Below are 21,714 nucleotides of genomic sequence, written 5' to 3' on the forward strand. Positions count from 1 at the left end.
GTCCCAGCCGGGCCTCCAGGCGGGGTCCGGCCGGGCATGCGGGGCCGGTCAGCCGACGATCGGAGTCCTCGGATCGGACTGCGAAGATCAGCCGAGCGTGAACGTCCTGGCGCGGGTACGGCGCCGGCTGGGAGGGTGGACCTCATGATGGAGGACTTGCGGGACGCCGAGCGCCGGCTCCAGGCCGCGCAGCTCGCTGGAGATGTCGAGGCACTGGATCGGCTGCTGGATGATCGGCTGATCTTCACCTTCGGTGCGAACGTTGCGACCAAGGCGGACGACCTGGAACTGCACCGCACTCGGACGCAGGTGATGACGAAGGTCGCCGAGGAGGAGTTGACCGTGCTCACCGATGGGCGCACCGGGGTGACGTGGTTTCTCGGCACCGTCGAGGGGACCGTCTCCGGTGCGCCGTTCGCGGCCAGGATGCGCTACACCCGTACTTGGCTGTACGACGAGACGCACGGCTGGCGAATCATCGCCGTGCACGCCGGCACGGCCGATTGACCTAGCCGACACGTTGTCCGACGACCGGACGGCCGGATGGTCGCCGGCGAGGTTCGACCGCCCCCGAAGGGCGGGCCGACGCTGGACGCCAGGCTGTCCCGGCAAGATCAAGGACTGAATCCTGGTATCCAGCTCCAGCCCATGCACGAAAGGATCAAAGCCAGAGGGCTCAGAGACACCCTCTCAGCGACGTTCAATGCACTGAACCCACGAGGTGAACAGGCCTTGAAATGCCGAACCCACGTGAGTTCCCGCTGAAGAACCTTCAGTTCGCTGGAACTCTGAGCCTTCTGGGCCCTCCACCCGGGTCAGCACGAGGAGCCCCGCAGTAGCGCTGGGTGAGGTTTCAGATCCCGCGCCGCACCGCGGTCATGGTGGTCTCCGGTACGGGGCCCGAGATGATCCCCTGCGTTTCAGCGGCTGAAAGCGGGACGCCGCTCCCGCCAGGACGCGAACCTATCGCCTCGACGGATCACTCGGCATCTGCCCACGGTCGGACATACGCATCTGTCCGGGGTCGTACCACCTGCTCGTGCCCGCCCACCAAGATGCGACCCGAGCCAGACGCGCGCCCACCGCACCGCCCCTCACCATTGCGGTGTGCCCCGACATACCGGTCCGGGCGCACCGACACGGACAGGACGGGCGGCAATCCATGAAGCTTGAGCTGGGCGGGCGCATCACACGATGGCGACAGGCCGGCGCGGACCGACGGGCCGCCAACGCCGCCGCCAACCTGGACCGCCAGCCCCCGTTTCCCGGCCGATGGGTGAGCGCCATCTCGCTGATCGGCGGCCCCAGCCTGATCATGGCCGGGACCCTCCTGCGCTCCCCGTTCTACTACTTCGTCCCTTACCAGCTCACCGCCTACACCCAGCACCCCGCCCTCATCACCGCCGCCTACGCCTGCTTCGCCAGCGGGTTCGTGCTGCTGTGGCCGGCGGTCATGACGCTGGCGCAGCGGATCGCCGCCACCAGCCCGCTGTGGGGAATCTGGGGCGGCTGCCTGGTGATCGTCGGCCTGTTCACCCGTACCTTCCAGTTCGGCACCGATCACCTGGCCTTCCACCTGACCGACGCGCTCGGCCTGCAGACCATGCTCACCGGCATCGACGGCTACTACGTGGCATGGCGGGGCACGGTCTGGCACCCGTTCAGGTCCATGTCCGGGCCGGCCTTCTTCGGCTGGGTCGTGCTGGCCGTCGGCGCCTACCGCTCCGGCGCCCTGGGGCTGGGCCGCTCGATCGCACTCGGCCTGATGTCGGCGCTCGCGCTCGGGACGCTCAAGGGCACCGAACCGCAGTCGTTCATCGCCGTGGGCGGCCTTTGCCTCGCCTTCATCCCCCTGGGCATCTCGCTGCTGCGCGGCGGCCCCGCGCCGACCAGGCGCGCCTGGATCTGGGGCGCCGTCCTCATCGGCGTGCACGTCCTCATGACGGGCTTCGGCCCGAGAGGATGACGACCCGGACCGGTCACCGGTGGCCGGCCGGGTTGACGATGAGCCCGCCCTCGTAGGCGGCGATGACGAGCTGAGCCCGGTCCCGGGCCTGCAGTTTGGCCAGGAGGCGGCCGATGTGGGTCTTGACCGTGCCGACGGTGAGGTGCAGGTGCTCGGCGATCTCGGCGTTGGACATCCCCTTGCCGATGAGGGTGAGCACCTCGCGTTCACGGGGAGTGACCTCCTCGAGGCCCCGTACGCCCTGGGTGGGTTGAGGGCCGCGCAGGAACTCGGTGATGAGCCGGCGGGTGACGGTGGGCGCGAGGAGCGCCTCGCCGGAGGCGACGACCCGGATGGCGGCCAGCAGCTCGGTCGCCGTGGCACTCTTGAGCAGGAAGCCGCTCGCGCCCGCCCGCAGCGACGCGTACACGTATTCGTCCAGGTCGAACGTGGTGAGGATCAGTACGCGCACCCCGGCGCAGGCGGGGTCGGCGTGGATGCGCCGGGTCGCTTCGATGCCGTCCATGTCCGGCATCCGCACATCCATCAGGACGACGTCGGGCCGGTGCCGGCGGGCCAGGAGCACGGCCTCGGCGCCGGTGCCCGCCTCGCCCACGGCGGCCAGCCCCGGTGTGGCGTCGATGAGGACCTTGAGGCTGTCGCGGATCAGGACCTGGTCCTCGACGAGCAGGACCCGGACGGGTGGGGACGAGTCGCGCGGTGCGGCGCCGATGCTCGTGTCGTCGGTGCTCATGCCGCGGCGCCGTCCTGATCGTAGGGCAGTCGAGCCGACACGTGGAAACCTCCTGCCGGACGGGGCCCCGCCTTGAACGTGCCTCCGTACATCTTTGTCCGTTCGCGCATGCCGACCAGGCCGTGTCCGCCGTGGCCCGCGCGCGGCGGCCGGCCGTGGCGGGGGCCGTCGTCGACGACCTCGATCACCGCCTCCCGCCTGTCGACGTCCACCGTGACCGCGCAGCGAGTCGGCCCCGCGTGGGTGACGACATTGGTCAGGGCCTGCTGCACGATCCGGTAGACCGACATCGCGACCGCGGCAGGCAAGGCGGCCTCCTCACGGACGGTCAGCTCCACCTCGACCCCGGCCGCGCGGGCGTGGGCGGCCAGCTCGGGCAGGTCGGCCATGCCGGGCGCGGGCACAGGGTCCTGCCGGGGATCGCCGTCGGAGCGCAGCAGGTCGAGCACCCGGTGGATCTCGGCGAGCGTGCTGCGGCTGGTCTGCTCGATGACGGCCAGCGCGGCGCGCACCTCCTGCGGGCGGGCGTCGGCGACGTGGTTGGCGACGGTGGCCTTGACGGCGATCAGGCTCATGCTGTGGCCGATGACGTCGTGCAGTTCCCGGGCGATGCGCCTGCGCTCGTCGGTCACCGCGGCGTCGGCGAGGTGGCGGACGAGCCGGGCGGTCGTGTCCCGCTTCCAGCGCACGGCCGTTCCGAGGGCCCACGCGACGGTCAGGAGCACACCGGTCGTACCGATCTCGATCGGCCAGGCCATCGGCAGCTCACTGGGCGCCGCCGCGAGCGCGAGACCGGGAAACACCTGGGCGTAGAAGATCAGGATCGCGGTCACCGCGGCGGCCAGGCAGACCGCCAGGCCCGCCACCGACCAGGCGATCGAGGCGTTGGTGGCCACCAGGTACAGCACGAGCACGGTCGGCACGAAGGTCAGCCAGATCGCGCCCGCCGCGCCGGCGCCGGCCACCGTCACCGCCGCGCCCGCGGCGCACGCGACGGCGAGCACGACCCGCGGCCGGCGCCGCCGGACGGCGATGGGAAAGCTCAGGACCGCCGCCACCAGCCAGGCCGACCACGCGGGCCAGGGTGACGACGGCCCCGGCGGATCGACGATGGCGTATCTGATGAGCAGCGCCACGGCGACCGCCACCGCCGCGTCGGTGACGCCCCTTCGACCGCGCCGCCATCCAGCCCATTTCATGAGGGGAAGGTATCGCCTCACCGGATCACGCGGCATCCGCCCACGGTCGGACATCCGCGTCCGCCCGCGCATCCGTCCCAGGTCGTACCACCGGCTCGCACGAGATGCCCGGCAGCGGGCGACCTCTGTGTCGCTCACCCGCCCTCGCTTCGACGGGCGTCCGCGCTCGGCCGGTACGGCAAGCAGGGCTACATCAAGGACACCGGCCCCCGCGCGGCCCGCCTCATCCAGCGCATCCGCGTGGGTATCTGCCGGTCACCCCCGACAACCTGCGACACAAAGCCGAACGGATTTTTGCGACTGCACCGCTGAGGCTCACCGCCGCCCTGCGCGCACAGCGCCCTTGAATGGTCCTGCGCATGCGTATACGCCGTCGGCGCGGCTCACTAACATTTGGCCATGTCTGTCGATCTTGGTATCTGCATTGCCGTGTTCGCGGGCCTTTTCTTCATGGCCGTGGCGGCGGGCATTTCTGGCACATCAATCTCCGCCTCGCACGGTCGCCGCGAGCTCACGAACCGAAGAATTGTCGTCCTGGGACTGTTCACCTCGTTCTCCGGAATCTGCTTGATGGCGCTCGGCGCGTGGCTGGCGCAGAAGGATTCACGGTACGACGTCTGGGAGATCCTCGGCATTCTGCTGCTCACCCTCGCCGGCGCGGGTCTGCTCGCCGCCGGTCTCGCACCGCTGCCTCCGTGGCTGGTGGAGATCATCGGCCCGTACGCGGAACGGCTGCCGCCGCCCGTTCGCCTGGCGGTCCGCGATCTGGGCCGTCGCCGGGCCGGCGCGGCGCTCGCGGTCCCGACGGCGATGACGGCGACGGCCTTCGGCCTCGCGCTGACGGTCGTCGCCGTCGGGCTGGCGGCGCAGAGCAAGGCCGAATACCATCCCTCGGCACGACCGGGCACTTTATTGGTCCGGGCAGGTTCGGCCGCGGAAGCGGCCACCGTGCGAGCGACGATCGCGCGGGAACTGCCCGGCGTGCCGATCGCCCAGCGGGAGACCGTCGCGGACTCATCCCGGCTTTTCGGTGTCGAGGCGGCCGATGTCGAGGCATCGGAAAATGCATTCTACGGCGAGGCCATCGGTGACGAGAATCTGCTGCGCTACCTCACGGGCGACCGGTCGACGCCGTACGACGAGGGCACCGCCGTCGTCGTCACATCGGCCGACGTGAAAGTCGACTCGGTGACCCTCACCTACGAAATCGACAAGGACGACGAGAACACCAAGACCATCCCAGCAATCGTCGCCAAACCCTCCGACCCTCACATGGAGACGATTTTCCTCCCCTCGACAATCGTCCGGGAGCTCGGCTATCAGCTCCAGCCGAGCGAGCTGATCGTCGACCCCACCCTCTACCGGGTCACGGCCGAGGATCAGCGGCGCCTCGACGACCGGCTGGACGACGCGGTCGCGGAGATCTACGTGGAACGGGGCTTCGAGGCTCCCCTCGGGTGGCTGCCCGTCGCCGCGGCGGCATTCCTCATCGCCGTCTTCTGCGCGTTGACGTCCGGCTTCGGCCCGGACGCGAACACGCGCCAGGCCCGCGTCATGAGACGGGCCGGCGACAACTTCCGGTGGTTCTGCGCCTCCCGCGCCAGCCTGAGCGCCCTGTGCGCGACAGTCCTCGGCGCGGTCGTCGGATGTCCCGCCGGGATGTTCCTGCTGTGGCCTCTGACGATCAGTGGCTCGTGGGAAGAGCCGGTACGGCCGCCGTTCGAGACCCCCTGGCCGGCGATCACGGCGGTCGTGGTCGGTCTGCCTCTGCTCGCTGCGGCTGTCGCCGCGATCTTCGCCCGCGAGCATCCGCACGTACTCGGGCCCCGGCCCCTCACGACGGCCGGGCGGTGATCGCGCCGCCCAGGTCCGCCGCCTGGAGGGTCCGGGCGAGCAGGACGGTCAAGGTGTCGGTGACCCGCTGCCTGTCGGTCGTCCGGCAGGTCCGCGGCCCGGCACGCGCGCCGGTCGGCGGCGTCGCGCACGCGGCGCTCCGCCCGGTGGCCTTTTCTTTCGCCTTTCGACGATTTCACGGTGGAGCACCCTGGGCTGATGGTGAAAAGGCCTGGGCAGCGTCAGATCGGCGCGGCGAGGGCGCCGTGCGTGCGGCCGAGCACGCCGGGCACCTCCGTCTGCCGGCCGGCCTGCTCAAGCCGGGCGATCTTCCGCGACGCCTCGACCATCAGCCCGGCGCGGTTGTACCTCCGTTTGCCGAAGGACTGCAGGGCCTCCAGGGTGTCCGGGGCCCGGGCGAGTTCCTCGGCGAGCACCACGGCGTCCTCGATGGTGAGCGCCGCGCCGCTGACGAGCTGCGGTGACGGGGTGTGGGCGGCATCCCCGCCACCCTGCACCCGGACCTCACCGTGACGGGCTGGGCGGCGACAACGTGGCCTACGCCCACCTGTACAACAACTACCTGCAGAACATCGCCGGCTACGGCAACTACGCGCGCGGCGTCACCAAGATGGTCCTGGAGAACAGCTACTTCCAGAACGTGAAGGACCCCTACTACCGCGACGACGCCGCCCAGCTGCGGCAGTCGGGCAGCATCTGCTCCGGCTGCACCGGCCAGCAGGAGACGGGCGGTTCGGCGTTCACGCCGAGCTCGTTCTACTCCTACAGCCTGGACGCGGCCTCGCAGGTGCCGGCCCTGGTCCAGGCGGGCGCGGGCCCGCAGTCGAACATCGGCACCTGACCGGCCCGGCGGCCGGGTGGTGGCGGGATCGGTCGCCACCACCCGGCCTGCTTGCCTGCACCGGCAGGTCAGACAGCGGTGCCGAGGTCGAGGTAGTCGAGGTTGGGCAGTCCGGCGGTCGTGGTCGGGTCCAGCCGGATCGTGTTGGTGCCGGCGTTCAGGGAGACGTTCGCGGGCTTGGTGACCCACGTCGACCAGGCGCCGGTGGACTCGAACGACAACGTGGCCACCGTGGAACCGTTGACCACCAGGTTGGCGGTCCTGGCGGCGCTGCCGCCGTTGGCGAACCGGATGCCGAGCGCGGTCGTGCCCGCTGCCGAGGCGTTCACCGTGAACTGGGCGTAGGCGCCGGTCGCGTTGTCGGCGTTGCAGAAGCCGCTCCCGAAGAAGCCGGCCCAGTTCGCGTCGATCGTGCCCTGGCACACCGCCGGCGCGGTCTCCGCCTCGTGACGCCGGCCCGTCGGCGGCGTGCCCCCGGACGTCCTGACGAGTCCGAGGCCGTCGACAGTAAGGGTTCCGCCGCTGGTCCGGACGGTGACGGTGGCGGGGCCGGAGGCCAGCGGGATACCGGCGAGTTCGCGGCGGGTCCAGCCACTTGACGATGGGATGTCGAGAGTGCGCGTGGCGCCACCGGCGTCGGTGACCGACACTTGGGCGCCGCTGACCGAGCCGGCGGTCTTGGCGTACGCGGACAGCGTGTAGGTGCCGGCCGGCACGGTGATCTGTTGCCGCACGCCAGCCGATCCAGAGCCAAGCTGCAGCGCGAAGCGGCTGCCGTTCGCGCCGGGGCTGATGTTGGTGACGCTCCCGCCGGTGTTGGTCCACCCGGTCAGGGTCGAGACGGTGACGCGGTCCGCCTGAAAATCGGGGTTGAGGATGTAGTTGTTGTTCTGTCCGACCCGCCACTCGCCGGTCGTGGCGTTGAACTGCCACTGGCTGACCGAGTGGAACTGGGGCCGGGCACCGGTCCTGGTCACCGGCATCCACTGGTTGTAGCCGATGCCGTTCCAGGCGAAGTCCGCCCAGCGGTCGCCGGCGAAGATGACCGTGTTCTGCTTGGTTCCCTTGACGGTCACGAAGAAGCCCGTCTGGGTCACGTGGCTGTAGTCCATCTCGGTGCCGGCGAGGGTGTACTCACCGGTGTAGGCGCCCTGGATGTTGCCGGAGGTCGACTCGATGACATGGGTGACCGAGGTGTTCCAGCCGTGCAGGTCCGAAGCGGCGTGGTAGTACTTGCCGTCGAGCTTGAACATGGCGTTGCCTTCACGCCCGGAGGAGTTGGAGCCGATCTGCACCGCGGGCTCGATCCGCAGCGAGTCGGACTCGCGCAGTTTCGCGACGAAGGCACGGGAACGCCCTGACCGGTTCGAGAAGATCAGGTAGTCCTTGCCGTCGTCGTCGGTGAAGACGGTCTGGTCTCCGGTGCCGGTCGTGGGCGAGTTGACGACCTGGTTCTGGTAGTAGGCGTAGTCGAAGGTGTCGGTCGGGGAGTCGCCCTGCAGGAACAGCACCCCGTTGCCGTCCCCGCCGAGCGACGGCAGATACACCTGGGTGACGAGCACGTACTTGCCGGTGTTCTCGTTGTACGACACGCCGAGCCGGCCCACCCAGCCCGCCTGGCCGAGGGTGGCTCCGCCGGCCAGGCTGGTGGCGCGCGTGGCGACGCGGTTCTCGAACTTCCAGTTCACCAGGTCCTTCGAGGAGTACACGGGGATCGAGACGAACGAGACGTCACCGTCGTACTTCCTGGTCGGGTTGGCCCGGTAGAGCTCCGCACCCGAGTAGTGCACGCCGTACCAGTAGTAGGTGTCGCCGAACTTGAAGACGCCTCCGCCCTGCGAATAGATGGGGTTGCCGCTCGTGTCGTTCCAGAAGACATCGTTGGTGATGGTCTGGAACGTCCCCTCCTCGGCGGCGACCAGGTTCCCTGCGGCGGTCACCAGCGCCGTCTTCGCGGCGGCCACCTCCGGCGCGGTCGCCGCCGCGTCGGCGGCGACGCCGTCCGCCTTGGCCAGCGCCTCGGCGAAGGGCGCCCAGGAGGCGCCCGTGTACTTGTCGGCGGCGCGGGTCTTGTAGTCGGCGACCAGCTTCTTCAGTCCACGGACCATGACCAGGCCGTCGGCCTTGCCCGCGGCGTGAGCCGCCCAGGAGCCGGCGGTGTAGTCAGCGGCGGAGTAGTGAGCGTCGGGAGCGGGTTCGGCCGCCGCCGGGGTCACACCGGCGGCCGCCGCCGACATGACCAGCCATGCCGCGGCGACGAGCCCGGTTCTGCGTAAGGTACCGATCATGGTGCTGCCTTTCACGCGTTGACGTCGAGGTGGTCGAGGTTGGGCAGTCCGGCCGCCGTGGTCGGCTCCAGCCGGATCGTGTTGGTGCCGGCGTTCAGGGAGACGTTCGCGGGCTTGGTGACCCACGTCGACCAGGCGCCGGTGGACTCGAACGACAACGTGGCCACCGTGGAACCGTTGACCACCAGGTTGGCGGTCCTGGCGGCGCTGCCGCCGTTGGCGAACCGGATGCCGAGCGCGGTCGTGCCCGCTGCCGGCGCGTTGACCGTGAACTGGGCGTAGGCGCCGGTCGCGTTGTCGGCGTTGCAGAAGCCGCTCCCGAAGAAGCCGGCCCAGTTCGCGTCGATCGTGCCCTGGCACACCGCCGGCGCGGTCTCCGCCTCGTAACGCCGGCCCGTCGGCGGCGTGTCCCCGGGCCGCTCGAAAGCGCCGAGGTCAGGAGCCCGCCCGGCGTACGGCAGGCCGACGTCGACGCCCTTGTCGATCAGGGTGCTGTTCGCGGCGAGCCGGAGGTGCGGCAGCGCGGGCAGGCTGCCGTCGGCCTGGCGGGGCGCGTCCCATCCGGCGGTCGACACGCTCTGGAACTGGGCGTCCGACAGGGTGAGGCCGAGATCCCAGGAGTTGTACGCGGAGCTGGTGCCGGCCATGTTCGACGTCAGCGTCCCGGTGTAGGCGAGGTTGTTGCGCAGGTTGCCCCGGCCGACCGCGGCGCCGCTCGCGTCGATGCCCAGCATGTTGAAGTCGGGGCGATTGCCGTAACCGGTGTTGTTGAAGTAGTCGTTGGCCACCGGATGGTGGTTGGAATAGAAGCCGGCCGCCTTGTTGAGGAAGGCCACCGAGAAGCGGACGGTGTGCTTCACCGCGCCGGCGTCGTATTCGCCGCCGAACCCGCCCATCTTGAAGCCGACGCCGTTTCCGGAAGGCGTCGTGGTCCCCGACAGGTAGCCGTTGCGCCAGGACCACGAGTTCTCGATGGTCACGGGCGAGTAGGTGGAGATGAGGTCGTAGCCGTCATCGGCGTTCCACCACGAACGGCAGCCGCGGAACACGTTCGCGGGGCGGCCGGCCGGCGTGTAGTGGGCGCCGAAACCGTCGGCGTTCTCGCCGGGCCCGTCCGAGCTGTTCGGGTCGTAGTTGTCGTGCGCGTCGGAGTTGAGGACCAGGTTGCCGCCCCCGCCGCTGATGAACAGGCCGGTCCCCATGTGATGATGCGTGTCGATCTGCTCGAAGACGTTGTCGCTGCCGGAGACCCAGATGCCCCAGGACTCGGCGTTCAGGTTGTTGTTCTGCGGCACGCCTCTGGCTTCCAGCCCTTTCAGGTGGATGTGGTTGCCGGTGACGCTGAGTCCCTTGATCCGGCAGTCGTCCGTCATGCGGGAGAAGTCGAAGACCGGTTTCTCCCCCCGGGTAGGCCCAGTAGCGGATCGGGTTGCCTGGGCTGCCGCTCTTGTTGAGAGTGATCGCGTCGACTCTGGCGGTCCGGCTTGAGCAGGTGCTGTTCGCCCTGGTGTAGGTGTAGGTGCCGCCTCGGAGGTAGACGGTGTCTCCGGGCTGGGCGGCGGCCTGCGCGCGAGCGATCGAGGCGAACGGCGCGGCCTGGGTGCCCGCGGCGCCGTCGTTGCCGTTGGGGGCGACGTAGTAGACGGCGCCGGCGGCCGCGTGGGCGGTCGTCGCGACGAGCGCGGTGGGGCACACCACGACGGCCGCGACCAGGGCGGCGTGTGCCGCCGTCCTCCAGGGTTTCATCATGGGACTCCCGCTACGTACTGAGTGATGGCGTCGATGGCGCGCCTGACGACGAATGAATCGATTCACTGGGAGCGCGCGCGAAAGCACTAAGACAGGCGGCAGGGAGGGGGTCGCGCTGTGCGTAAGCGTGACGATCGGGCGGGCTTCGCGAAGGATGCGGAAGCCGGCTTTCGGATCTAGCGAAATCCCAGTTCAGGGAGGGTTCCAGCGTCTTCGGCCGAGCAGGGGCGGCCGACAAGGCGAACGCTGGGCGCCGCGATCGTGAAGGGTAATCGGGCGGCATTCATCGAGGAGCTCCTGGGGGGTCGGGAGGTTAAATCGATATAACGACTGCGAGAGTAAGAGTGTGAACATCGGGCCGTCAAGGCCCGAGTTTCCGTCCGCCGGCCCGACCTCGGAACATCGAGGAACCTTCAGGGCGACGAGCCGGTCACGCCTGAAACTTTCACGCCGACCTGCGCGCGGCGCTGTTCGTGGCACGCAGATAGTAGTACTTTTCTCCTGAGTCGTAGTACTGATCTTGTTGACATCAGTCATGCCTGGCGGCATTCTGCTCGTCAGGTCCCGCATCACTCAGCGGAGCCTGCACCGCGAGCTCGGGCAGCCCATCCAGCGGCGGCAAGGCCCGTCACCCTGACCGTCATGTTCACGAGCGACGAGCTGACGAAGGAGCACATCGCCGACTTCGAGTCCAACAACCCCGGAATCGCCATCAACTTCCCCGAGTACGACGGCACGCGGCTCAACGCGATGCTCACCTCGAATGAGCCACCGGACTTCGTGCGCGGCGCGGCGGCCGGCAGCGCGAGCGGCAACGCGCAGGAGCCGGCCACCGCGCTGGACCCGTACCTGGACAGGCCCAGCGGTACTTCAATCCGCGGCGTGGTCGGCTCGGGCCTGAAGGGCTAGGTCCCAGGTGTCACCTCGATGGTGACGGTGGCCGGCGGCAGCCCGTCGGCCCGTACGGTGACCGTGACCCGCCCGTCCACCCCCGTGGGCCGCAGCACCGCCAGCGCGTGGCCCTCGTACGTCGTGCAGGAGTTCGCCTGGAACGGCTCCTCCGTGGACGGCCGCGCCGTGCCCAGCGCCTGGAGGGTCGCCGGGCCGTCGAGGGTGACGGTCACCGTGCGGTCGCTGACGGGGTTGACCGTGCCGTGCTCGTCGACGAGCCGGATGTCGAGGTGGGCCAGGTCCTGCGCGTCCGTGCTGAGGCCCGGCCGGTCGGGGGTGACGAGCAGCCGCGCGGGCGCGCCCGCGGTGACCAGGCGGCAGCGGCCGGTCTCGGTCTCGTCCTGGTAGGCGACGGCCTCCAGCGTGCCCGGCTCGTACGGCACCTCGGCCGCCGCCAGGAACGCCTTGTCCACACCGACCGGCGCCTTCGCCACCGTGACGCCGTCGAGCAGCAGCTCGATCTCGTCGGCGTCCGCGTACACCTCGACGGTGACGGGCGTGCCGGCCGGGACGTCCCAGGTCCAGCTCGCGACGGAGTCGCTCCAGGCCCAGCCCTTGGGCCGGAAGGGGTGCTCGCGGTGCTCGGGGCGCTGCACGGCCAGGTAGGGGTCGCGGCGCAGACCGTAGACCGTCTCGCGGTAGTAGGAGACCGGGCGGCGGCGGCCGGTGATGTCCAGGTCGCCGGTGGAGGCGGTGAGCCACGGGTACGGAGCGCCGAAAGCGACCGGATCGTCCGGGTACGTCGGCCGGCCGATCCCGCTCTCGCCCAGATAGTCCCAGCCCGTCCAGGTGAAGTCGCCGATGACGTGGCCGTGCTCGGTGACGAGCTTCCAGTACTGGTCGATCTGCGTGGGGAAGGTCTCCGTGCCGACCATGACCCGGTTGGGGTGGGTCTCGTGGTCGGCGAGATAGCGGGAGTCGCCGTAGTTGAGCCCGACGACATCCAGTACGGCGGCCGATTCGGCGATGCGCTCGCCGACCTCCGGCAGCGCCGCGAGCGCGCCCATGCCGTCCAGCAGATCGTTGAACCCACCGTTTTCGGCGGGCGCCGCCTGGGCCATGAGCGCCGGGATCAGGTCCATGATCGCGAGCATGCCGTTGAGCGCGTTGGTGACCAGGCGGGTCGGGTCCTGGGCGCGGATGCGCTCGGCGAGCAGGCGTCCCCAGCGGGCGCCGTGCGGGGTGCCGATCTCCAGGATCTCGTTGCCGATGGAGTAGAAGATCACGCTCGGGTGGTTGAAGTCCTTGGCGACCAGGGCGTCCACGTCCCGCTCCCACCACTGCGGGAAGCGGCGCGCGTAGTCGTCGTCGGTCTTCGACACCGTCCACATGTCGAACGTCTCGTCCATGACCAGCATGCCGAGCCGGTCGCAGGCCGCCAGCATGGCCGTGCTGAGCGGGTTGTGCGCGGAGCGGATGGCGTTGAACCCGGCGTCCTTGAGCAGCTGGACGCGCCGCTCCTCGGCGCGGGCGATGGCGGCCGCGCCGAGCGGGCCGTTGTCGTGGTGCACGCACGCACCGCGCAGCTTGACGGTCTCGCCGTTGATCCGCAGGCCGTGAACCGGGTCCACCGTCACGCTGCGGACGCCGAACGTCGTGCTCGCCTCGTCCACCTGCCCGCCCGCGTCCGTCAGCCGGACGGTCGCCGTGTACAGGTTGGGCGCGTCCACGCTCCACAGCGCGGGCCGGTGAAGGTAGGCACGCTGCCGCACCGTCGCCCGCTCCCCGGCCAGCACGGTCAGCGGGACGCGGTCTTCGGCCACGACCGCGCCGCCGCCGTCGCGCACCTGCAGCAGGACGTCGACGGTACGGGTGCCGGTGCCCTCGTTGATCACCTCGGTGGCGACCGCGGCGACGGCCAGGTCGTCGTCGATCTGCGGGGTGGTCACACGCAGCCCGGCCGGGGTGACGTGCAGCAGGTCACCGATCAGCAGGTGCACCGGGCGGTGGATGCCGCCGCCGCTGTACCAGCGCGAGTCCTTGTGCGCCTGCGCCTCGACGCGGACGGTGTTGGTCGCGCCGTAGCGCAGGTACGGGTCGGCCGCGACGTGGAACGTGGCATAGCCGTTGGCCCACTGACCCGCGAAGACGTCGTTGACGTAGACCATCGCGTCCCGGTACACGCCTTCGAACTCGAACGTCACCCGCTTGCCCGCCCACTCGGCCGGCACCTCGAAGTCCTTGTCGTAGCGCCAGGCTCCGGGCCGGTGGTAGCCGGTGTGCGAGCCGTCCGAGCCCTCGGCGGAGCGGCCAGCGGCGAGCATGGCGTCGTGCGGCAGCGTGACCTCTGTCGTCGCGGCGGCCGGCATGAACTGCTCGAAAAGGGACGTCCGGCCGCTGACGCGCCAGCCGTCGTTGAAGGGTTCGCGGATCACAGGCTTGCTCCTTCGGCAAATTCACGCGTGTGAATCACGCGCGTGAACGCGAGCGTAGGGTGTGGCCCGCCGCTCCGTCTACCATCGGATCCGAGCACGCCCCGCAGACCGACCACCCCGGAAGAGACGACAGGAGTGCCCGTGCCGATGAGGGTCAGCAGCGAGGACGTCGCGCAGCGGGCGGGAGTGTCCCGCTCGACGGTCAGCTACATCCTCAACGGACACGGCGACCGGTTCAGCGAGGCCACCCGCGACGCCGTCGAACGCGCCGTCGCCGAGCTCGGCTACCGCCCCCACTCGGCGGGCCGCGCGCTCGCCCGCGGACAGAGCGACCTCGTGCTCCTCGTGCTCCCCATCGCCCCGAACAGCCAGTTCAGCCAGGTCGCCGACCAGCTCACCGAGGCGCTGGCCGAGCACGGCCTGTCGCTGCTCATGTGCTCGTCCACCGCTTCTCCGCGCTCCTTCGCCGCGATGATCGACGCCGCCCGCCCCCGGGTGGTCATCGCGCTGTCCGAGCTGCCCGAGGCCAAGCGCACCGTCCTGCGCGCGGCCGGCGTCCGCACCCTCGACATCGCCCACGCGATCTCCCAGCGCGGCGGGCTGAGCTGGCGAGCCGGACGACTCCAGGCCGACCATCTCATGCAGCGCGGCTACCGGCGCCTCGCCTACGCCCGCCTCGCGGAGGCCCGCGACGACGTGCTGCTACGCGCCCGCGAACAGGGCGTACGCGAGGCATGCGAAGCCGCCGGCCTGGACGAGCCCCAGGTCATCACCGTGGCTCTCCGCGCCGACGCCGACCTGGACGCCATCGCAGCCCTCCCCAACGGCACCGGCCTGGCCTGCTACAACGACGACACCGCCGCGGCGGCGCTGGCCGCCGCCCGCGTCATCGGCCGGGCCGTGCCGCGGGAGCTGGGCGTGGTCGGCGTGGACGACACCCCGGTGGCCACGCAGACCAGCCCCCGCCTGACCACCATCAGCTTCGGCCCGCCCACCTCCTGGGACCACCTGACCCAGCTCCTCCTCGACCCGTCCCCGCCCGCGGACACCAGCCTCGGCGACCTCGGCGAATGCCACCTCGTCCAGGGCGACTCGACCTGAAGATCCGCCTGCCCGGTCGAGCATGGGGGAAGGGCAGTACGCTTCATTACCGGTCACCGTCGGAAAGGACAAAAGGGATGCCGCATGCGGCGAGGCCCACGGTCACGCTGCACGACGTGGCCGCGGCCGCCGGAGTGTCGATCTCCACGGCGTCGCGGGTCCTGAGCGGCAGTGCGCGGAAGGTCGCCCCCGACTACGAGGCCCGCGTCCTGGCCGCCGCGGCGGCCCTGCGCTACACGGTGGACGCCTCCGCCCGGGCGATGCGCCGGGCCAGCGACTCGATCGCGCTCGTGGCCGACGACCTCACGACGCCGTCCATGGGCATGGTGGTCTCCGCCATGGAGCGTGAGGCGCGCTCGGCCGGGGCGTTCGTCACCGTGTCGGCCACGATGGGCGTCGCGGAGCGGCAGGCCGAGACGGTCCGCGTGCTGCGCTCGTTGCGCCCGCGCGCGCTCGTGGTCACCTCCAACCGCTTCCTGGCGGCCGAGGCCGAGGTCCGGCTGTCGAGGGAGCTGCGGGCGTACGAGCGGGAGGGCGGGCGCGTCGTCATCGTCGGCGAGACGGACATGGAATTCGACTCGATCGGCTTCGACAATTTCCGGGTCGGGCAGATCATGGGCGCCTTTGTCGCGGAAATCGGGCACCGCCGGGTGGCGATTTTCGCCGGTGTCAGGAATCTGCGCAACCTGGCCGACCGCACCGCCGGATTCGTGGCGGGACTGCGCGCCGGAGGCGTCGAAGAACGCGATATCCGGCTCGTTCCGTGCGAGGTCAGCCGCCGTGGCGGCGTCGATGCCGCGCGCCGGCTGGCCGATTCGGGAATGGCCGGCGTGGGGGCGGTTCTCGCCGTCAACGACATCGTCGCCATCGGCGCGCTCAGGGCATTTCACGCCGCCGGTGTGGGGGTGCCGGGCGACGTTTCCGTGACGGGGGTCGACGACATACCGCTCGCCTATGACGTGACACCGCGGCTGACGACGGTGGCGCTGCCGCTGGCGGAGGTCGGGGCGGAGGCGATCCGCGTCGTGCTGGGCGAGGGCGGCACGGGCCGCCGGATGAGCGTCGAAGGCCGCCTGATCGTCCGCGACAGCACCCGCCCCGCCACGGCACCGACGACCCCCGCCTGATCGCGCCGCGCCACCAGCCATCCCCGCCGCAGCGCCGCGCCACCAGCCACCCCCGCCTCCACCCGCCGCGGACCTCCGCCACTCCCCCGCGACCCCGCGTCCGCGCGTCGCCTCTCGCGCCCTTGACTCTCGGTAACCGCCACCGAAAAGCGTCCCGCAGCCCTGGAAACGCGCCCCGGCCAGGCCCGCGAGCCCCCGTCCCCCGTCTCGGCCGCGTCCGTGCTGGTCAGATCCCCGCCGCCCGGACCACACAGTTCGCCGGTTGCTCAAGCAACACTCTTGACGCTCACGTTACGTCCGTGCAAACTGCGGAATACGTTTTCCCAAGGCGGTCCCGATCCCGTCCTTGGTGACAGGAGGTCACGGATGATCGCGTCGAGGAGGCCCGCTTGAGCGCTCTCGGCGAGTTGCGGCGGATGCGCAAGGGCAGCGGCGGAACTCTCGGCGGCAAGAAGGAGAACAAGGCCGCCTTCGTGTTCCTGGCCCCCTGGTTCGCCGGTCTGCTGCTCATCACGGCGGGCCCGATCGCGGCCTCGTTCGCGCTCGGCTTCACCGACTACAACCTGATCCAGCCGCCGGAGTTCACCGGCCTGGACAACTTCACCCGCATGCTGAGCGACACCCGGCTGCACCACGCGCTCGGTGTGACACTGGTCTACGTCATCGTCTCCGTCCCGCTCCAGCTCGCCTGCGCCCTCGGCCTGGCGCTGCTGCTCGACCGGGGGCTGCGCGGCCTGGCCTTCTACCGCTCGGCGTTCTACCTGCCGTCCCTGCTCGGCTCCAGCGTGGCCATCGCGGTGCTGTGGAAGCAGATCTTCGGCGCCGAGGGCCTGGTCAACCAGGTGCTCGCGGTGGTCGGCATCGAGGGGCGGGGCTGGATCTCCGACCCCGACACGGCCCTGTCGACGCTGATCGTCCTGAACGTGTGGACGTTCGGCGCCCCGATGGTGATCTTCCTGGCCGGTCTGCGGCAGATCCCGGCCATGTACTACGAGGCCGCCGCCACCGACGGCGCCGGCAGGTGGACGCAGTTCAGGAGGATCACGATCCCGCTGCTGTCACCGATCGTCTTCTTCAACCTGGTGCTGCAGATCATCCACGCCTTCCAGTCGTTCACCCAGGCGTTCGTGGTCTCGGGCGGCAGCGGCGGGCCGTCGGACTCGACCTTGTTCTACACGCTCTACCTGTACCAGCGCGGGTTCGGCAACTTCGACATGGGCTACGCCTCGGCGCTCGCCTGGCTGCTCCTGCTGATCATCGCCGGGTTCACCGCGGTCAACTTCTGGGCCGCCCGATTCTGGGTCGTTTACGATGACTAACCTTCGCAAGGCGGCCAAGCACGCCGCCCTCATCCTCCTGGCCCTGGTCATGCTCTACCCGGTGCTGTGGATGGTGGTCAGCTCCCTGCGGCCCAACAGCGAGATCTTCCGCCGCCCCGGCCTGATCCTCGACAGCCTGCAGGTCCAGAACTACGGCGAGGGCTGGAACGCCCTGGCCTCCCCCTTCGGCCACTACCTGCTCAACTCGGCCATCCTCGTGCTGGCCTGCATCGTCGGCAACCTGGTGTCCTGCTCGATGGCCGCGTACGCGTTCGCCCGGCTGGACTTCACCGGCAAGCGCCTGTGGTTCGCCGTCATGCTCGGCACGATCATGCTGCCGATCCACGTGATCATCGTGCCGCAGTACATCCTGTTCTCCCAGCTCGACTGGGTGAACACGTTCCTGCCCCTGGTGGTCCCGAAGTTCCTGGCCACGGACGCGTTCTTCGTCTTCCTCATGGTGCAGTTCATCCGCGGCCTGCCGCGCGAGCTGGACGAGGCGGCCAGGATCGACGGCTGCGGCCACGCCCGGATCTTCGTCCGCATCATCCTGCCCCTGATGCTGCCGGCGCTGGCCACCACGGTGATCTTCACCTTCATCTGGACCTGGAACGACTTCTTCAGCCAGCTCATCTACCTGACCGACCCGGAGATGTACACGGTCCCGGTCGCGCTGCGCTCGTTCGTGGACGCCACCGTGTCCACCTCGTGGGGATCCATGTTCGCCATGAGCGTGGTGTCCCTGGCCCCGGTCTTCCTCGCCTTCCTCGTCGGCCAGCGGTACCTCATCCGGGGCATCGCCACCACCGGCGGCAAGTGACCCCCCACCGAACAGGAACCACCATGAAGAGAATCGCCCTTGCCGCCGCGGCGGCACTCCTGCTCAGCGCCTGCGGCAGCGGCGGCGGCGGCAACGCGAGCCAGGAGCTGTCCAAGGACCCGGTGACCCTCCGCTTCACCTGGTGGGGCGCCGACGAACGGCACAAGCGCACCCAGCAGGTCATCGACGCCTTCCAGAAGAAGCACCCGAACATCACGGTCAAGGGCGAGTTCAAGGACTGGAACGGCTACTGGGAGAGCCTCGCGACGACCGTCGCCGCGAACGACGCCCCTGACGTCATCCAGATGGACGAGCTCTACCTCGCCTCGTACGCCGAGCGCGGCGCGCTGCTCGACCTCGGCACCGCCTCCCAGCACCTCAAGACCGCCGACTTCGACAAGAGCGCCCTGGACACGGGCGTGGTGGAGGGCAAGCAGTACGGGCTGCCCGTCGGCCTGAGCACGTACGCGATCGTCGCCAACACCACCCTGCTCGACCAGCTCAAGGTGAAGCTGCCCGACGACACCACCTGGACCTGGGACGACCTGAAGAAGACCGCCGAAGAGCTGTCCAAGGCCGGTGGCGGCAAGGTCACCGGCATGCAGTCCTTCGGCTTCGACGCGGGCAGCATGAACATCTGGGTCCGCCAGCAGGGGGCGGCGCTGTTCGACCAGGCGGGCAAGGTCGCCGTGCCGGAGAACGTGCTGGCCGGCTACTGGAGCTTCATCAAGGACCTGAGCAAGGGCGGCGCGGCCCCGTCGCCGTCGGTGACGATCGAGCGGGCCGGCGGCTCGCTCGACCAGTCGGGCACCGCCACCAACGCCTCGGCCTTCGCCACCTGGTGGAACACCCAGCTCACCTCGCTCACGGCGGCCAGCGGCCAGCAGTTGAAGCTGCTCAGGCTGCCCGGCGAGTCGCAGGCGTCCGCCCCGGGCGCGTACTTCAAGCCGTCGATGTTCTGGTCGGTCTCCTCACGCAGCAAGCATCCGGCGGAGGCGGCGCTGTTCGTGGACTTCCTGGCCAACAGCCAGGAGGCGGCCGACATCCTGCTGACCGACCGGGGCGTCCCGGCCAACACGAAGATCCGCGCCGCCATCGCCCCGAAGCTCAACGAGACGGACAAGGCGGCGGCCGAGTACCTCGACACCGTCAAGGTCGGCACGGCCCCCCGCGTGACCCCGAACGGCGCCAGCTCCATCGAGGCGATCATCAAGCGGCACACCGAGGAGGTCCTGTTCGACCGGGAGACGCCGGAACAGGCGGCCAAGGCGTTCATCGCCGAGCTCCAGGCCGAGATCGACGGCGCCTGACCTCCTCCACCAGCGAAGGAACACATGTCTGAACGCAACTACCGGGCCGCGATCATCGGCACCGGAGCGATCGCCCACGCCCACGCCCAGGCGATCCAGGAGACGAAGGGCCGCGTCAGCCTCGTGGCCGTGGCCGACGTGGACGCCGGGCGGGCGGCCGAGTTCGCCGCCACGTACGGCGGAGCCGCCCGCGCCTACGGAAGCGCGGAGGAGCTGCTGCGCGCGGAGGAGCTCGACCTCGCGCACCTGTGCACGCCGCCGCAGACGCACGCGCCGCTGGCCCACGCGTGCCTGGAGGCCGGGGTGACGGCGCTGATCGAGAAGCCGCCGACGCTGTCGCTGGCCGAGTTCGACGCGCTCGCCGAGGCCGAGCGGCGGACCGGGGCGCGCGTCGCGACCGTGCTGCAGCACCGCTTCGGCCCCGGAGCCGTACGGCTGCGCCGCCTGGCGGACGCGGGCGACCTCGGCCGCCCGTTGCTGGCCACCTGCGTCACGCAGTGGTACCGCGACGAGGCCTACTACGCGGTGCCGTGGCGCGGCACGTGGGAGTCCGAGGGCGGCGGCCCGACGATGGGCCACGGCATCCACCAGTTCGACCTGCTGCTGTCGGTGCTCGGCCCGTGGCGCGAGATCACGGCGATGGCCGCCCGGCAGGCCCGCGCGGTGGACACCGAGGACGTGTCGATGGCGCTGGTGACGTTCGAGAACGGCGCGCTCGCCACGGTCGTGAACTCGGTCGTCTCCCCCCGGCAGACCTCCGGGCTGCGCTTCGACTACGAGCACGCCACGGTCGAGGTCGAGCACCTGTACGGCTACACCGACGACGACTGGACCGTCACCCCCGCGCCGGGCCACGAGGACGTCCAGGCCCTGTGGGACAAGGACCGCTCGGAGGAGGCCAGCGGGCACGCGGGCTGGCTGGCCGCCGTCCTCGACGCGCTCGACCAGGACCGGCCGCCGCCCGTCGGCACCGCCGACACCCGCCGGACGATGGAGTTCATCGCCGCCCTGTACGCCTCCGCCTTCACCGGCGAGCGCGTCCGCAGCGGCCAGATCACCGCCGACAGCCCGTTCGCCCGGCGCATGGACGGCACGGGCGCCCCCTGGAGGAACGCATGACCCTGCACGCCGTCCACACGATCGGGCGGTCCGTCGCCGTCAGCGCGGGAGACGTGGAGCTGTTCACCTACGTCTACCGCCCGGACACGCCGGTGCTGGAGTCGCCCAAGCCGTACGTGCACCCGATCCGCACCCTCGGCGGCGCGCTCGTGTCGCTGTTCCGGCCGCACGACCACGTCTGGCACAAGGGCATCGCCTGGTCGCTGCCGCACGTGGGCGAGCACAACTTCTGGGGCGGGCCGACGTACGTCGAGGGCGAGTACGTCCAGCTCGCCAACAACGGCAGCGCCACCCACCGCGAGATGACCACGCTGGAGGCCGACGGCGACCGGTTCGTCATCGGGCACACCCTCGGCTGGACCTCCCAGGAGGGCGCGCCCGTCATCGAGGAGCGGCGCGCGCTGAGCGCCACGGTCGTGGACGCGTTCACCTGGGCGCTGGTCCTCGAGACGACGATGACCAACGTGTCGGGCGCCACGCTCGACTTCGGCTCGCCGACCACCAAGGGCCGCGAGAACGCCGGCTACGGCGGCCTGTTCTGGCGCGGCCCCCGCTCGTTCACCGACGGCGTCGTCCAGTCGCCGGACGGGGCGGGTGGCGACGAGCTGCGGGGCACACGAGCCGAGTGGTTCGGCTTCCGCGGCCGGCACGACGAGAGCGGCGACCACTCGACGATCGTCATCGTGGACGACCAGGCCAACCCGCGTCATCCGCCGCAGTGGTTCGCCCGCACCGAGGACTTCGCCTGCCTCAATCCGGCCCCGTTCTTCAGCGAGGAGCTGGCGCTGCCGGACGGCGAGAGCGTCTCCTTCCGGTACGCGGTCGTGATCGCCGACGGCGACCGGGGCGAGGAGGGCAGCGCGCTGCTGGCCGAGCAGGGCCGCAAGGCGCTGCGCTGACCCCGCCGGAAGGCGCCCCCGAACCGAGCTGACCTCCCGCCGGCGCGCCCGCGCCCACCCCCT

18 protein-coding genes and 1 pseudogene are annotated in these 21,714 nt (G+C 70.3%); 12 read left to right on the forward strand and 7 right to left on the reverse strand.

Annotated features, from left to right (window positions below; translation table 11 throughout):
* Nucleotides 1–147 precede the first annotated feature (147 nt).
* Together AC27IY_RS35050 and AC27IY_RS35055 are read left to right on the forward strand one after the other, a co-directional pair.
* Nucleotides 148–507 (forward strand): nuclear transport factor 2 family protein, encoded by a 360-nt coding sequence (locus tag AC27IY_RS35050; protein ID WP_423450317.1) that lies wholly within the window; start codon nucleotides 148–150, stop codon nucleotides 505–507.
* 655 nt (nucleotides 508–1,162) lie between these two features.
* On the forward strand, nucleotides 1,163–1,966 hold the full coding sequence (locus tag AC27IY_RS35055) for a hypothetical protein (protein WP_487180604.1): 804 nt from the start codon (nucleotides 1,163–1,165) through the stop codon (nucleotides 1,964–1,966).
* Nucleotides 1,967–1,979: 13 nt separating this feature from the next.
* Here the strand turns inward: AC27IY_RS35055 and AC27IY_RS35060 are convergent, their stop codons facing one another.
* Nucleotides 1,980–2,699, reverse strand: a complete 720-nt coding sequence (locus AC27IY_RS35060) for a response regulator (protein WP_487180605.1) — start codon at nucleotides 2,697–2,699, stop codon at nucleotides 1,980–1,982.
* Nucleotides 2,696–3,898, reverse strand: coding sequence for a sensor histidine kinase (locus tag AC27IY_RS35065; protein WP_487180606.1), 1,203 nt, complete (start codon nucleotides 3,896–3,898; stop codon nucleotides 2,696–2,698). Before AC27IY_RS35065 ends, AC27IY_RS35060 begins: the two co-directional genes overlap by 4 nt.
* Nucleotides 3,899–4,297: 399 nt before the next feature.
* Between AC27IY_RS35065 and AC27IY_RS35070 the strand changes: the two genes are divergently transcribed.
* Complete coding sequence (locus AC27IY_RS35070; protein ID WP_487180607.1) at nucleotides 4,298–5,752, forward strand: FtsX-like permease family protein; 1,455 nt, start codon at nucleotides 4,298–4,300, stop codon at nucleotides 5,750–5,752.
* Nucleotides 5,753–5,973: 221 nt separating this feature from the next.
* Here AC27IY_RS35070 and AC27IY_RS35075 read toward each other — a convergent pair whose 3' ends face one another.
* The gene (locus tag AC27IY_RS35075) at nucleotides 5,974–6,249 is read right to left on the reverse strand and encodes a hypothetical protein (RefSeq protein WP_487180609.1); all 276 of its coding nucleotides are present in this window, start codon (nucleotides 6,247–6,249) and stop codon (nucleotides 5,974–5,976) included.
* Between the two features lie 35 nt (nucleotides 6,250–6,284).
* Here AC27IY_RS35075 and AC27IY_RS35080 point away from each other — a divergent pair, with 35 nt between their 5' ends.
* A complete protein-coding gene (locus AC27IY_RS35080) occupies nucleotides 6,285–6,593 on the forward strand; it encodes a hypothetical protein (RefSeq protein ID WP_487180610.1) in 309 nt (102 codons plus the stop codon).
* A gap of 68 nt (nucleotides 6,594–6,661) precedes the next feature.
* On the opposite strand, the gene AC27IY_RS35085 is transcribed toward AC27IY_RS35080, so the two are convergent.
* The 3 genes and pseudogenes from AC27IY_RS35085 to AC27IY_RS35095 form a co-directional block, all read right to left on the reverse strand.
* Complete coding sequence (locus AC27IY_RS35085; protein WP_487180611.1) at nucleotides 6,662–8,881, reverse strand: family 43 glycosylhydrolase; 2,220 nt, start codon at nucleotides 8,879–8,881, stop codon at nucleotides 6,662–6,664.
* 11 nt (nucleotides 8,882–8,892) lie between these two features.
* Nucleotides 8,893–9,615: a carbohydrate-binding protein gene (locus AC27IY_RS35090; RefSeq protein WP_487180794.1), complete on the reverse strand. Its 723-nt coding sequence runs from the start codon at nucleotides 9,613–9,615 to the stop codon at nucleotides 8,893–8,895.
* Between the two features lie 54 nt (nucleotides 9,616–9,669).
* Nucleotides 9,670–10,630, reverse strand: a pseudogene (locus AC27IY_RS35095) (right-handed parallel beta-helix repeat-containing protein); the annotation flags it as partial.
* Between the two features lie 642 nt (nucleotides 10,631–11,272).
* Between AC27IY_RS35095 and AC27IY_RS35100 the strand changes: the two are divergent.
* Nucleotides 11,273–11,539 carry a hypothetical protein gene (locus AC27IY_RS35100; RefSeq protein WP_423476093.1) on the forward strand — a complete coding sequence of 89 codons (267 nt, stop codon included), beginning with the start codon at nucleotides 11,273–11,275 and terminating at the stop codon, nucleotides 11,537–11,539.
* Here AC27IY_RS35100 and AC27IY_RS35105 read toward each other — a convergent pair.
* Nucleotides 11,536–13,956: a glycoside hydrolase family 2 TIM barrel-domain containing protein gene (locus AC27IY_RS35105; RefSeq protein WP_487180612.1), complete on the reverse strand. Its 2,421-nt coding sequence runs from the start codon at nucleotides 13,954–13,956 to the stop codon at nucleotides 11,536–11,538. The two genes, AC27IY_RS35100 and AC27IY_RS35105, sit on opposite strands and share 4 nt — an antisense overlap.
* A gap of 147 nt (nucleotides 13,957–14,103) precedes the next feature.
* Here AC27IY_RS35105 and AC27IY_RS35110 point away from each other — a divergent pair, with 147 nt between their 5' ends.
* The 7 genes from AC27IY_RS35110 (at nucleotide 14,104) to AC27IY_RS35140 (ending at nucleotide 21,651) form a co-directional block, all read left to right on the forward strand.
* A complete protein-coding gene (locus tag AC27IY_RS35110) occupies nucleotides 14,104–15,057 on the forward strand; it encodes a LacI family DNA-binding transcriptional regulator (RefSeq protein ID WP_487180795.1) in 954 nt (317 codons plus the stop codon).
* A 116-nt stretch (nucleotides 15,058–15,173) separates the two neighbouring features.
* The gene (locus AC27IY_RS35115) at nucleotides 15,174–16,184 is read left to right on the forward strand and encodes a LacI family DNA-binding transcriptional regulator (protein WP_487180613.1); all 1,011 of its coding nucleotides are present in this window, start codon (nucleotides 15,174–15,176) and stop codon (nucleotides 16,182–16,184) included.
* Between the two features lie 416 nt (nucleotides 16,185–16,600).
* On the forward strand, nucleotides 16,601–17,503 hold the full coding sequence (locus AC27IY_RS35120) for a carbohydrate ABC transporter permease (protein WP_487180796.1): 903 nt from the start codon (nucleotides 16,601–16,603) through the stop codon (nucleotides 17,501–17,503).
* Nucleotides 17,496–18,323 (forward strand): carbohydrate ABC transporter permease, encoded by an 828-nt coding sequence (locus tag AC27IY_RS35125; RefSeq protein ID WP_423449600.1) that lies wholly within the window; start codon nucleotides 17,496–17,498, stop codon nucleotides 18,321–18,323. The genes AC27IY_RS35120 and AC27IY_RS35125 overlap by 8 nt, the downstream gene beginning before the upstream one ends.
* A gap of 23 nt (nucleotides 18,324–18,346) precedes the next feature.
* Nucleotides 18,347–19,633 carry an ABC transporter substrate-binding protein gene (locus AC27IY_RS35130; protein ID WP_344207625.1) on the forward strand — a complete coding sequence of 429 codons (1,287 nt, stop codon included), beginning with the start codon at nucleotides 18,347–18,349 and terminating at the stop codon, nucleotides 19,631–19,633.
* Between the two features lie 24 nt (nucleotides 19,634–19,657).
* Nucleotides 19,658–20,752: a Gfo/Idh/MocA family protein gene (locus AC27IY_RS35135; RefSeq protein WP_423476089.1), complete on the forward strand. Its 1,095-nt coding sequence runs from the start codon at nucleotides 19,658–19,660 to the stop codon at nucleotides 20,750–20,752.
* On the forward strand, nucleotides 20,749–21,651 hold the full coding sequence (locus tag AC27IY_RS35140; protein ID WP_423476088.1) for a DUF6807 domain-containing protein: 903 nt from the start codon (nucleotides 20,749–20,751) through the stop codon (nucleotides 21,649–21,651). Before AC27IY_RS35135 ends, AC27IY_RS35140 begins: the two co-directional genes overlap by 4 nt.
* Nucleotides 21,652–21,714: the final 63 nt, after the last annotated feature.

The sequence above is a fragment of the Nonomuraea sp. B208 genome, from assembly GCF_057536035.1.

Bases quoted from the DNA above. Each gene is read 5' to 3' on its own strand.
- AC27IY_RS35070 (WP_487180607.1), top strand. From the start codon at position 4,298: ATGTCTGTCGATCTTGGTATCTGCATTGCCGTGTTCGCGGGCCTTTTC.
- AC27IY_RS35135 (WP_423476089.1), top strand. From the start codon at position 19,658: ATGTCTGAACGCAACTACCGGGCCGCGATCATCGGCACCGGAGCGATC.
- AC27IY_RS35090 (WP_487180794.1), bottom strand. From the start codon at position 9,615: ATGCTGGGCATCGACGCGAGCGGCGCCGCGGTCGGCCGGGGCAACCTG.
- AC27IY_RS35140 (WP_423476088.1), top strand. From the start codon at position 20,749: ATGACCCTGCACGCCGTCCACACGATCGGGCGGTCCGTCGCCGTCAGC.
- AC27IY_RS35125 (WP_423449600.1), top strand. From the start codon at position 17,496: ATGACTAACCTTCGCAAGGCGGCCAAGCACGCCGCCCTCATCCTCCTG.
- AC27IY_RS35050 (WP_423450317.1), top strand. From the start codon at position 148: ATGGAGGACTTGCGGGACGCCGAGCGCCGGCTCCAGGCCGCGCAGCTC.
- AC27IY_RS35100 (WP_423476093.1), top strand. From the start codon at position 11,273: ATGTTCACGAGCGACGAGCTGACGAAGGAGCACATCGCCGACTTCGAG.
- AC27IY_RS35085 (WP_487180611.1), bottom strand. From the start codon at position 8,881: ATGATCGGTACCTTACGCAGAACCGGGCTCGTCGCCGCGGCATGGCTG.
- AC27IY_RS35055 (WP_487180604.1), top strand. From the start codon at position 1,163: ATGAAGCTTGAGCTGGGCGGGCGCATCACACGATGGCGACAGGCCGGC.
- AC27IY_RS35060 (WP_487180605.1), bottom strand. From the start codon at position 2,699: ATGAGCACCGACGACACGAGCATCGGCGCCGCACCGCGCGACTCGTCC.
- AC27IY_RS35110 (WP_487180795.1), top strand. From the start codon at position 14,104: ATGAGGGTCAGCAGCGAGGACGTCGCGCAGCGGGCGGGAGTGTCCCGC.
- AC27IY_RS35130 (WP_344207625.1), top strand. From the start codon at position 18,347: ATGAAGAGAATCGCCCTTGCCGCCGCGGCGGCACTCCTGCTCAGCGCC.
- AC27IY_RS35065 (WP_487180606.1), bottom strand. From the start codon at position 3,898: ATGAAATGGGCTGGATGGCGGCGCGGTCGAAGGGGCGTCACCGACGCG.
- AC27IY_RS35120 (WP_487180796.1), top strand. From the start codon at position 16,601: ATGCGCAAGGGCAGCGGCGGAACTCTCGGCGGCAAGAAGGAGAACAAG.